Origin of the sequence: Acinetobacter sp. YH12241 (genome assembly GCF_013417535.1) — a bacterium.
In the GTDB taxonomy this organism is placed as follows: domain Bacteria; phylum Pseudomonadota; class Gammaproteobacteria; order Pseudomonadales; family Moraxellaceae; genus Acinetobacter.
This window is the reverse complement of record NZ_VPDQ01000033.1, coordinates 1-12,039: the sequence shown is the minus strand read 5'-3', so window position 1 is coordinate 12,039 and position 12,039 is coordinate 1. Positions and strand designations below refer to the sequence as shown.

The window sequence follows — 12,039 nt, the reverse complement described above, 5'->3', positions numbered from 1 at the left end:
TTTACACCCTTTTGATATTCGACAAAAATTAGCCGCCAAACATCCAGAACTTCAATGCCCACAGTACTGCGATGATCCATACCATGTATGGAACAGTTTTCGCTTTACCTGTCAACAGTTTAATCAGCGCATAGCTGATAAAACCCATTGCGATACCATCTGCAATTGAATACGTAAATGGCATGAATACAATGGTCAGGAACGCCGGAACCGCTTCAGTAATATCATCCCATTCAATATGGACAATACCCTGAATCATCAATACACCGACAAATAGCAATGCTGGTGCAGTTGCAAAGCCTGGTACAGATTGAGCCAATGGAGCCAGGAACAGGCAGGCAATGAACAGCAAGCCAACTACGACGGCAGTCAGACCGGTACGACCACCTGCTGCAACACCCGCTGATGACTCAATATAAGGTGTAGTTGAAGAAGTACCCAAAGCAGCACCTGCAACAATCGCAGAAGAATCGGCAAATAATGCTTTTTTCAGACGCGGCAATTTACCATCTTTTAACAAACCTGCACGATGTGAAACACCTACTAGCGTACCAGTAGAGTCAAACAGATCGACCAAGAAGAATACGAAGATCACACCGATCAGGCTGGCTGTAAACAGACCTTGAAAGTCCATTTGCAGGAAGGTTGGTGCCAGTGAAGGAATTTGACCCACTACACCTTGGAACTGGTTATAACCTAAAGCAGTAGAAATCGCAGTGATTACCAAAATACTGATAATGATCGCACCACGTACTTTGAAGTGATGCATTACCACCACTAACAGGAAGCCAAGTAGCGCAAGCATAACAGTTGGCTGTTTCAAATCACCCAGACCCACCAAGGTCGCTTGATTATCAACAATGATGCCAGCATTTTTCAGTGCAACCAGGGCCAGGAACAGGCCAATACCACCGCCAATCGCCAGTTTGAGTGACATTGGAATGGCATTGACAATCGCCTCACGTATTTTGAACATACTGATGGCAATGAAGATCAGACCAGATACAAATACTGCACCTAATGCAGTTTGCCAAGGCACACCCATTCCCAGACAGACTGAGTAGGTAAAGAAGGCATTCAGGCCCATACCCGGTGCAAGTGCGATTGGATAATTGGCAATTAGCCCCATCACCAGACAGCCAATTGCGGCTGCAAGACAGGTGGCTACAAAGACAGCCCCATGATCCATCCCGGTTTCGGATAAAATCATCGGATTAACAATAATAATGTAACACATTGTCAGGAACGTGGTTACACCTGCCAGAACTTCTGTACGGAAACTGGTTTTGTTTTCACTCAGTTTGAACAGACGTTCCAGCATATTTTCTGAAGATGGATTAGGAGTCGTCATGACCTAGCCCCTATTGAGTAAACTTTATGCTTTAAGCATGCCGCCGGATTCATGAAATTTTATAGAAAACTTCATGAATTTTAAGGATCTGTTAGCAACGAATATGCCAGCTTCGCCATTTAGCGGGTCAAAATGTTTCAATAGCGAACAGTAAGAAAACTGCGCTAGAAAAACTCAAAAAACAAGCTAAACAAAAAAGCTGCATAACCCCTATGCAGCTTTTTTCATCATTAGAATCAAATACTTAATTTAAGTAAATTTGATCTAACTTTATCTTTTGCAAATTATAACACATTGATTTCTGATTGCTTCTTAGAATTTATATTTTATTAAAAATTAATATAATCTAGTTCTACTATTATTAAATTTTCTTTTATTTATTATAATTTTATTTTTATCTTTGTACCTGATTCCCTAATCAAAGAGCTTAGTGCAAATCTATTAAGGTCGGGGCCGATTTGCATTCAGCAATTTAGTTGAATGTTGTACTTCTTTCAGAATCTGATGAAGCTCTTCATGTTTTTTTGTTTCGGCCTGTTGGTGAACACAATAACCGAGTAAACCCACCATCAGCACAAAAATAGGAATTGTATAAATTTTCATTTTTGTAGTTGAGTTATGTAACAGCATTGAAGTTATGCTAACAAAATAACAATAAAATTGTGACATAGTTTACAAATAATCCGATAAAATGCAGTTTTTTCAATTATTTAGAGTTTTTATATTCTTCGTTTTTTTATACTTCTTATTCAATTAATCATAATTTTTTAAGTCATAATTTTTTTATTTTTTAGTCACTTTTTGAATATTAAAAGAAATTAATTAGTTGATTCTATTTTTTATTTCATTAAAAATTTATATTTACTATATAAATTTATCGAGTGAAAAATATCTTTTAAAGCTCACTATAGCTTGCATTATTTTATTTAGCTTTTCTTTTAAAAAAATTCTTCATTTCCTGTTAAAAATTCTTCTAAATAAATGATATTTTGAAAGTTCCTTCCCTATTCTTTAATTTTTATTCAATTCAACCCAATATTACTAAACTTAAATCCACCCAAGAATTTTAAGAAAATTTCTTCATTCAGTCTTGGGTGAATCTTTTATCTTAAGCAGCCAGCTGCTCATCACGTTTAAATACCAACTCACCTTTTAATGAACTTTCAGCATCAAAATAATACCCATCGGTATTAAAGGCTTTTAAGTCTTCAGTTCGTTTGATCTTGTTTTCAATGATAAAGCGCGCCATTAATCCACGAGCTTTCTTGGCATAGAAGCTGATGACTTTATATTTGCCATTTTTCTGATCTAAAAATACCGGCTTGATGATTTCAGCCTGAATTTTGCTTTCTTTCACTGCCTTGTAATATTCATCAGAGGCAATATTGACCAGAATTTCAGACTCTGCTGCTGCCAGATCATGATTGATCAGGTCAGTGATGGTATGTCCCCAGAACTCATAGAGATGAGCACCACGTGGGTTAGTCAATTTGGTTCCCATCTCCAGACGGTAAGGCATCATCAGATCCAGCGGACGCAATAAGCCATATAGGCCGGATAACATACGCAGATGGTTCTGTGCGTAATGAATCTGATCCTGCTTTAACTGGTAAGCATCCAGACCGGTATAAACGTCCCCTTTAAAGGCAAAGATTGCCTGACGAGCATTGGAAAAATCAAAATCTGGCTGCCAGTCTCTAAAGCGTTCCGCATTCAGATTGGCAATTTTTTCACTGACGCTCATTAAGCTGGCAATTTCAGTTGCTGATAACTTGCGGGCAACTTCTATCAATTCCTGGGAATGTTCCAGCAATCTTGCCTGAGTAAATTGATCGGTAGGTAAAGGCGTTTCGTAATCTAAAGTCTTGGCTGGTGAAATTAAAGCAAGCATAGCAACCTGGTTAAAAAATGATTAATCAAACTATATCAGTAGACTTATTTTAATTCCAATTCATGTTTTTATTTATCATAATCGTTAAAATAGAAAATTCTCCTGCAATTTATCGGTTTTCTATGTCCGAACCAATCTTCCTCCAAGGCCCTGCTGGCCAACTTGAGGTTTTTGTGGATTATCCTCAGGGTGAAGTGAAAGGATTCGCGATTGTTTGTCATCCCCATCCATTACAAGGTGGCACACCACAACATAAGGTTCCAGTGTTACTGGCACAAATGTTTTTAGAGCGTGGTTGTGTTGTCTATCGTCCAAGTTTCCGTGGTTCTGGTCAAAGTGCCGGTCTGCATGATGAAGGCTTTGGTGAAACGGATGATATACTTGAAGTCATTAAATATGCGCGTCGCCAACATATTGGCCTGCCTTTCTTTGCAGGCGGTTTCAGTTTTGGCGCACATGTCATGGCCAAGTGTTACGCTGCCCTGCCCGTTGAACTGCAACCTTCAAAAGTGATTTTGTGTGGTCTACCGACTGCAACCGTAGCTGGCCTACGTCACTATGTTACTCCACAGATCAAAGGTGATATTTTATTTATCCATGGTGAAGCGGATGATGTCACGCTTTTATCCGACATGATTGAATGGGCCAAGCCTCAACGTCATCTGGTCACGATCCTGCCTGGCGCAAATCATTTCTTTACCGGTTATTTAAAACAGCTTCGGATTGCGATGAGCCGTTTCCTCGCATTAAGCTGATCAAAAAAAACCTCATCGAATGATGAGGTTTTTTTATTCAGAAATAAAATCTTTAGCATGAATTTCATAAATTACAGCCCGATATTTAGGTTTATCTAGGTGGTTGGTAATTTTTCCACTTACACGTTCTGCAATTTTTCAGCTAGCCCAGTTTTCTTCGGCTACCGGATAGCTCAAAGCTTTGATCCCTAATGTATTGAAAGCATAGGCCACAATGCAACGTACTGCCTCATGTCCATAATGATGACCATGCGCCTTTTCACGAATCCAGATACCCACTTCAGGTATTTCATCATGCAGTCGATGCAAACCGCATAATCCGATAAATTCATGTCTTTCAATATGACGGATCACAAAGATATATTCTTTATGATCAGCCATATTGTTTAGCCAGTTTTGCCAGACTGTTGCAAATATCTGTTCAGATTCCGGTGCATCCCATGCCATAAAACGAGTCAGACTCGGGGTAATCGAGGCATAGGCTTCCGCAGCATCAGATGGCTTAAAATAATCTAAAACAAGACGTTCACTTTGTAGTATGGGCAAAACCCTTTGCATTTGTTGAACTAGTTCTTCCACTCAAACTCACTAAAACTTTCTTGTTCTTTCAGCGATGCTTCAACAGCTTGTGCCAACTGATTTAATAAACTTTGTTCTGTAATCCGGTCCAGCCAGTCCTGTTCTTCATCCGGATAAGAAGCAATTTCACAAATCAGGTGCCCTTCCTGGTCTCGTGTCTCACAGCTCACTGATAATGGCAACTCATGTTCATCGACACTTACGGCCACTTGTGCACCACTTTGCGCCAAAGTCTTAAAGCCATATTTACCGAGCTCTTCCGTCAGCAGATGTGCCACATATTCCTGAGTCTGCTGACTGCCCTGTAATTGTTGCTGGCTCTGAGGATTGGCCATAAATTTTAATTTTCGCATTGCTACATCCAAATGGCTTTTTTGTTGTATGGTTTTAGCATAAGCCAATATAAACAAAACAGCCAAGCAAAAGCTTGGCTGTTTCATGTAAATTTTAGAATTATTCTGTCACTTCAATCGCCAGACCAGCTTGAGAAGTCAGTTCAGTGAAGGTTGGGAAACTGGTTGCGACAGTTTCAGTCCCAACAATCTTAATTTCACCTGAGTTACGCAGACCTGCGATTGAGAAGCTCATGGCAATACGATGATCATGATGCGATTCAATTTCACCACCGGTAAAGATTGGTGACCAGTCACCTGCCTTGCCCTTACCTTCAATGATAATGCCATCATCAGTTGGCGTACAATCAATGCCCATGGTTTTCAGACCATCTGCCATCACCTGAATACGATCCGATTCTTTGACACGCAGTTCAGCAGCACCAGTTAGAATCGTTTGGCCTTCTGCACATGCAGCAGCAATGAACAATGCCGGGAATTCATCAATCGCCAATGGCACTTGGTCTTCTGGCATATGAATGCCTTTTAAGGTACGTGTACCGCGAATGCGAATGTCTGCAATCGGTTCACCGCCCGCAATACGTTCATTTTCAACAGTGATGTCCGCACCCATCTGTTTCAGGATTTCAATCACACCAGTACGGGTCGGGTTAATGCCTACCGCTTCCAAAGTCACGTCAGCATTTTCAGTAATCGCTGCACCGACCATAAAGAAAGCAGCAGATGAAATATCCGATGGGACTTGGATATTGGTACCCACCAGTTTGCCGCCACCTTGCAGGGAAATACGGTTAGCTTCAGTTTTTACGTCATAACCAAACGCACGCAACATACGTTCAGTATGGTCACGGGTTGGTTCAGGTTCAGTCACTGAAGTTTCGCCCTCAGCCCAAAGACCCGCTAGCAAAATCCCAGACTTCACCTGAGCCGATGCCATTGGCAAGTCGTATTGAATACCTTTCAGGTTTTGATTACCGGTAATCGATACTGGTGGTGTACCACGTTCACCCGTAGTTTGAATCTGTGCACCCATCAAACGTAATGGTTTAGCAATACGCTCCATTGGACGTTTAGACAGCGAAGCATCACCGGTCATCACCGAGTCAAATTTCTGTGCTGACAACATGCCAGACAACAGACGCATGGAAGTACCCGAGTTGCCCATGTAAAGCGCAGACTTCGGCGCTTTTAAACCTTGCATACCTACGCCATGAATGGTCACTTCACCATTTTTAGGACCTTCAATGCTTACACCCATATCACGGAAGGCTTGTAAAGTTGCAAGCGCATCTTCACCCTCAAGGAACCCGGTCACATGTGTCGTACCTTCAGCGATGGCACCAAACATGATGGAACGGTGTGACACAGATTTGTCACCTGGCACGGTAAATTTACCCTGGAACGTCTTGGCACCTGGTTGAATGGTAAATTGTTGTGTCACTTTATTTTTCTCCATGAGAGGTTTCTTGGCGAGCATATGATTGAAGTGCTGACGAGCCGCCTGCGCATGCCCCAATAAGCCCATTAAGGCTTGTGAATCTTCATCTTCAATCAGCTTGCGGATAATCGCGAGTTGAGCTTCAAAGCCGTCCACGGCATTGAGAATCGCCTTTTTATTGGCAAAAAAGATGTCATGCCACATTTGTGGATCACTGGCAGCAATACGCGAGAAGTCGCGGAAGCCACCGGCAGCATAACGAAAAATATCCAGATTGTCTTCGCGCTTGGCCAGTTGTTCGACCAAGTTGAAGGCCATCAGGTGCGGAAGATGACTAGTATGTGCCAGCACTTCATCGTGCTTTTCCACATCCATACAAATCACTTCCGCCTTTGCCGCCTGCCACAGTTGAATCAGTTTCTCGACCGCCCATTGTCCGCTGCTTGGCAACGGTGTCAAAATCACCTTGTGATTAGCGAACAGATCCACCTTACCCGCATGTACACCAGTATGTTCTGCACCCGCAATTGGATGCCCCGGCACAAAACCGGCTGGCAGATTTTCACCAAATATGGCTTTGGCTGCATCCACCACATTGCCTTTGGTACTGCCAACATCAGTCAGGATGACATTTTCCGACAGATAAGGCTTGATAGTTTCCAGCACTTTTTGGGTTGCACGCACAGGTAGTGCCAGCACAACCAGGTCTGCCCCTTGAACAGCTTCTACAGGATCTGCATAGCCGTCGGTAATCAGACCGAGTGCCTTGGCATCTTCCAAAGTTTTTTGTGAGCGGGTCGATGCCACGATGTCATTGGCTAAATGCTCGGCCTGAATGACACGCGCCAGACTTGAACCAATCAGTCCAAGTCCGATAAAGGCAACTTTTTCAAACAGTGGCTGCGACATAACTTAAGCTTTCGCCTCTAAGCCAAGTACTTTACCTAATGCAGCAAGGAATTTGGCATTTTCAGCTTCAGTACCAATCGATACACGCAGGTGGTTTGGAATACCCACTGGACGTACGATCACGCCTTCTTTCAACAACTTGTTAAATGTTTCAGCTGGATCAGCCTGTACATCAACCAAGATGAAGTTTGCGCGTGAAGGTACATAGTTCAGGCCTAAAGCTTTGAAGCCGGCTTCTAGCTGTGCCATACCCGCCTTGTTCACTTCACGAGATTTCTCGATAAATGCTTCATCTTTCAGTGCAGCAACCGCAGCCACCATGGCTAAATGGTTGACGTTAAATGGCTGACGGATACGGTTCAAGTAATCAGTCACTTCAATAGATGCCAAAGCAAAACCAACACGCAGCGCAGCCAGACCATAGCACTTAGACAGCGTACGGCTGACAATCAGGTTTGGATATTGTTTCAGGAATTTCAGGCTATTGAAGTTTTCCGGGAAATATTCCACATAGGCTTCATCCAGTACCACGATCACATTCGCAGGCACTTTCTGCATAAATGCTTCAAATTCAGCTTCTTCGAACCAGGTGCCTGTCGGGTTGTTCGGATTGGCAATAAAGATCAGTTTGGTGTTGTCTTTTACCGCAGCCGCCATCGCTTCAAGGTCATGCGAAAAACCTTTTGCTGGCACTTCAATCGCTTCGGCATTAATCGCTTGAGTCACCAGTGCATATACCGCAAACGCATGCTGGCTATACACCACTGAATCTTTTTCAGAAACAAATGCACGGGCAAATATTTCCAGTAAGTCGTTTGAACCATTACCCAAAGTAATCTGGTTATGATCAAAACCGAATTGTGTCTTGATCTGATCTTTCAGGATAAAGCCACCGCCATCAGGATAACGGCCAATTTCCGCCAGTTCCGCAGCCACTGCTTCTTTGACTTTATCTGAACAGCCTAGCGGGTTTTCATTTGAAGCCAGTTTCACGATATCAGTGATGCCCAACTCACGCTCAAGTTCACTGATCGGTTTACCTGGTTGATATGGCTTTAATTTAGAGATGCCTTCATTGGCTGGGACAAACGACATTTTATACTTCCGATTTACAGATGAAACAGTGGCTAGCACCCTCGCACTAACCACGAAAGGCTGCTTTTATAAAACAGCTGCAGGATATGAACCAAGCACGCGGACTTCTTTCACAAGCGGACGAATTTCTTCAATCGCAGCTTTAACATTTTCCTGCTCAATATGACCTTCAAGATCGATAAAGAATACATAAGCCCATTTTTCAGGAAGTGCAGGTCGAGTTTCAATACTGGTTAGACTAATGTTGTGCTTGGCAAATGGAGCCAGAATTTCCAGCAATGCACCGGCACGGTCATGTGCAGACACCAGTAATGAAGTTTTATCATTACCGCTTTGTGGCACTTTTTCACGGCCAATCACCAGGAAGCGTGTCGTGTTCTCTGGGTTGTCTTCAATATTGCTGTGCATAATCTCAAGATTATAAATATTCGCAGCAATTTCAGAAGCAATCGCAGCAGAATGCCATTCATTCTGAATACGGCGCGCAGCTTCAGCATTTGAACTGAGTGCCACACGTTCTACACCTGGATAATGGGCATCCAGCCATTGACGGCATTGAGCCAGAGTCTGCTGGTGTGCATAGATCTGTTTAATACTGTCCTTACGGGTATTTTCAGAGATCAGGAACTGGTGATGAATAGGTAATTCTACTTCGCCAATCACATTCAGATGCGAAGTCTTGAAACAGTCTAAAGTGTGGTTCACTACCCCTTCAGAGGAGTTTTCAACAGGCACCAGACCATAATGTGCACTGCCCGCTTCTACTTCACGGAACACTTCATCAATAGTCGGTAATGGACGAACCACAGCATCATGACCAAAATGTTTCAATACTGCTGAGTGTGTGTAGGTACCGACAGGTCCCAAGAACGCAATACTTTGCGGTGCTTCAAGCGCCAAACAAGCCGACATGATCTCGCGGAACAGACGTGCCATCGTCGTATCTGACAATGGTCCTTCATTGCGCTCCATAACATTGCGCAAAACCTGTGCTTCACGTTCCGGACGGTAAAACAGCGGATTTTCTTCAGATGCGAATTTCGCTTTTGCTACAGCCTCAGCCAAACGTGCACGACGGTTAATCAATTGCTGGATTTGTTGATCAACTGAATCGATATCTTCACGAATTTTAGCCAAATCTAAAGAAGCCGTTGTGTTTTGATCGTCGTTGATCATCGTGATGTCGCCCTTCATAAACCTTATCTGTGCAGTATAACAATTAGTGCGCTGCAAATGTTACACAATATAACTTTAGTAGATTAATTCTTAAAAACAGGGATTTGATTTTAACCGTTCATCGCTTTAGTCATATCTGGTAACATTTCTTTCAGCATTTTCGCATCTTTTACATTATCAAATTGTAAACTTTGCTCGCCCATCTTAACTGATTTTTATCAAGATGAAATATCACTATTTCTTAATCTACATAACGATTTTAAGCATAAGAAAATAAAAATAAAGCCATCTCGATTCCTCTAGTTTAACTACTTAAAATCTGAGTGACAGTTCACAATAAAATGCACATAGAAAACTGTTTTTTTGATCATTTTCCTTTGATTTAATTGGATTTTTTACACTAAATCACTATTTGGTTACAAAGCAGAGACGTTTTTTAAACCTTAAATCGCTAGTCTAATTTAAAACTATATTGGGGGTGCCTATAATGCCAAAAAGAATAGCGGTACTTGTAACGAATAATTTTGAAGATCTTGAATATACTGAACCTGTTGCAGCCTTACTTGCTGCAGAGCACAGTGTCTGTAATATTGAATTGCATGCCGGAAAAGTCGTACATGGACTACATGGCCAGTCGAGTGTAATCATTGATCGGGGAATTGATCATATCAGTATTGAGGATTTTGATGCCCTGCTCATTCCAGGCGGTGAATCACCAGTGTCCCTCGCCAACGATACGCGAGTCTTACATTTCATTCAGGCTTTTAATGAGGCCAAAAAGACCATTTTTAGTCTTTGTGATGCCTCCTTACTCCTGAGTGAAGCCGATGTTTTAAAGAACCGCATCATTACCAGTATCCGTGCGCATGCACCTAGGGTACAACATGCGGGTGCGACGTATTATGATGTTGAACTGGTCAATGACAATAATCAGCTGATTTCATCTCGAGTGCCAAATGATTTGCCAATTTTTATTCATGAATGTCTGGATGTACTAAAATCTTAAAATAATAAAATATCTAGATTTCAAGAATATTCTTTCTATAAAAAAAGAGTCCATTTCGGACTCTTTTTTTATCTGTTGATTTTTAACGTCCAAGCAGACCACGTGCAACAATTTCTTTCATGATTTCATTGGTACCGCCATAGATCCGTTGAATGCGAGCATCAACAAAGAAACGCGAAATCGGATATTCCGTCATATAGCCATAACCACCAAAGAGCTGAAGCAGATTATCAGCAACTTTCATCTGCATATCTGTTGAAAAGCTCTTTAGCGCTGCTGCCGTTTCAACATCCAGCTTGCCTTGCATATACAACTCAACATTCTGGTTATAGAAAGCTGCTGTTGCCAGCTCGTCAATCTTGGCCTGTGCCAGTACAAAGCGGGTATTCTGAAACTGACCAATCGCCTGACCAAAGGCCTGACGCTCTTTGACATATTGAGTCGTTACATCAATCGAGCCACGAATGGCGCCCAGTGCAGTAGCAGCAATAGCGGTACGTTCACGTGGGAGTTCCTGCATCAGATAGACGAAGCCCTGACCTGGCTGACCCAGCAATTGATCTTTCGGTACTTTGACATTATCGAAGAACAGCTCTGAAGTATCCTGTGAATGCAGACCAATTTTGTCCAAGTTCTTGCCTTTTTTAAAGCCTTCCAGATGCGTATCCACCAGCATCAAAGACACACCTTTGGCGCGTGCTTGTGGATCTGTTTTCACGGCTAATACGACTAAGTCAGCATGCTGACCATTGGAGATAAAAGTTTTAGAACCATTCAACAGATAATGGTCACCCTGCAAGATGGCATTGGTTCGCATGGCTTGCAGATCAGAACCTGCACCCGGCTCAGTCATGCCAATCGCACCGACCACTTCACCAGATACCATTTTCGGTAGCCAGTATTTTTTCTGCTCTTCTGTACCGATATGCAAGATATACGGCGCTGCGATATCCGAGTGACAAGACAGGCCGGTTGAGATGGCGCTATAGCCTGCTCGAGCTGACTCTTCGATTAACATCAGGGAATAGTGGGTCGGAACACCGTAGCCACCATATTCTTCCGGAACATCGACACATAAGAAGCCATTTTCACCCATCGCATTCCAGACTGAACGCGGCATCATGCCTTCACGCTCCCACTCTTCATAGTAAGGCGCTACGTGTTCATTCATAAAGCGTTTGAAATTGTCGCGGAAAAGTTCCAGGTCAGCATCGTAAGCCAGCATTCTTTTATCCTTATCGTGTTTATCGTTTTATTTCCTGTGCACAGGCTAACTATTTTTAGAAAGGCTGTCATGTGCCTGACTTATTTTTTCGCTAACTTCACAGTCAAATAAAAATAAAAAAGGAAGCCGAAGCTCACTGCTGTCCCATAGTTTGCTTTAAATAAAAAAACCTGAGTCCTAACAGTTAAAATATGAGTGCAAACAAACACTTTAACGACCAGGATTCAGGTTTTGTCACATCAGAATACCGTATTTCATGAG

The 12,039-nt window shown here is 42.4% G+C and carries 10 protein-coding genes; 2 read left to right on the top strand and 8 right to left on the bottom strand.

Features of this window, described 5'->3' with window-relative positions; all coding sequences use genetic code 11:
* Positions 1–28: 28 nt before the first annotated feature.
* Both FTV18_RS13590 and yaaA read right to left on the bottom strand, forming a co-directional pair.
* A complete protein-coding gene (locus FTV18_RS13590; RefSeq protein ID WP_180018489.1) occupies positions 29–1,351 on the bottom strand; it encodes an NCS2 family permease in 1,323 nt (440 codons plus the stop codon).
* A 1,108-nt stretch (positions 1,352–2,459) separates the two neighbouring features.
* A complete protein-coding gene (gene yaaA, locus FTV18_RS13585) occupies positions 2,460–3,242 on the bottom strand; it encodes a peroxide stress protein YaaA (protein WP_004815385.1) in 783 nt (260 codons plus the stop codon).
* A 122-nt stretch (positions 3,243–3,364) separates the two neighbouring features.
* Between yaaA and FTV18_RS13580 the strand changes: the two genes are divergently transcribed.
* Complete coding sequence (locus FTV18_RS13580) at positions 3,365–3,997, top strand: alpha/beta hydrolase (protein ID WP_159123226.1); 633 nt, start codon at positions 3,365–3,367, stop codon at positions 3,995–3,997.
* Between the two features lie 138 nt (positions 3,998–4,135).
* On the opposite strand, the gene FTV18_RS13575 is transcribed toward FTV18_RS13580, so the two are convergent.
* The 5 genes from FTV18_RS13575 to pheA form a co-directional block, all read right to left on the bottom strand.
* Positions 4,136–4,576, bottom strand: a complete 441-nt coding sequence (locus FTV18_RS13575; protein WP_227607381.1) for a GNAT family N-acetyltransferase — start codon at positions 4,574–4,576, stop codon at positions 4,136–4,138.
* A complete protein-coding gene (locus FTV18_RS13570) occupies positions 4,564–4,929 on the bottom strand; it encodes a hypothetical protein (RefSeq protein ID WP_166136040.1) in 366 nt (121 codons plus the stop codon). Before FTV18_RS13570 ends, FTV18_RS13575 begins: the two co-directional genes overlap by 13 nt.
* A gap of 100 nt (positions 4,930–5,029) precedes the next feature.
* Complete coding sequence (locus FTV18_RS13565; RefSeq protein WP_180018490.1) at positions 5,030–7,276, bottom strand: bifunctional prephenate dehydrogenase/3-phosphoshikimate 1-carboxyvinyltransferase; 2,247 nt, start codon at positions 7,274–7,276, stop codon at positions 5,030–5,032.
* A gap of 3 nt (positions 7,277–7,279) precedes the next feature.
* On the bottom strand, positions 7,280–8,371 hold the full coding sequence (hisC, locus tag FTV18_RS13560) for a histidinol-phosphate transaminase (RefSeq protein ID WP_180018492.1): 1,092 nt from the start codon (positions 8,369–8,371) through the stop codon (positions 7,280–7,282).
* Between the two features lie 66 nt (positions 8,372–8,437).
* On the bottom strand, positions 8,438–9,547 hold the full coding sequence (gene pheA / locus FTV18_RS13555; RefSeq protein ID WP_180018494.1) for a prephenate dehydratase: 1,110 nt from the start codon (positions 9,545–9,547) through the stop codon (positions 8,438–8,440).
* Between the two features lie 487 nt (positions 9,548–10,034).
* On the opposite strand from pheA, the gene FTV18_RS13550 reads away from it, so the two are divergent.
* Entirely contained in the window at positions 10,035–10,553 is a 519-nt protein-coding gene (locus tag FTV18_RS13550) for a DJ-1/PfpI family protein (protein ID WP_180018496.1), read from the top strand.
* Positions 10,554–10,635: 82 nt separating this feature from the next.
* On the opposite strand, the gene FTV18_RS13545 is transcribed toward FTV18_RS13550, so the two are convergent.
* Positions 10,636–11,778, bottom strand: coding sequence for an acyl-CoA dehydrogenase family protein (locus FTV18_RS13545; protein WP_125279075.1), 1,143 nt, complete (start codon positions 11,776–11,778; stop codon positions 10,636–10,638).
* Between the last annotated feature and the right edge of the window lie 261 nt (positions 11,779–12,039).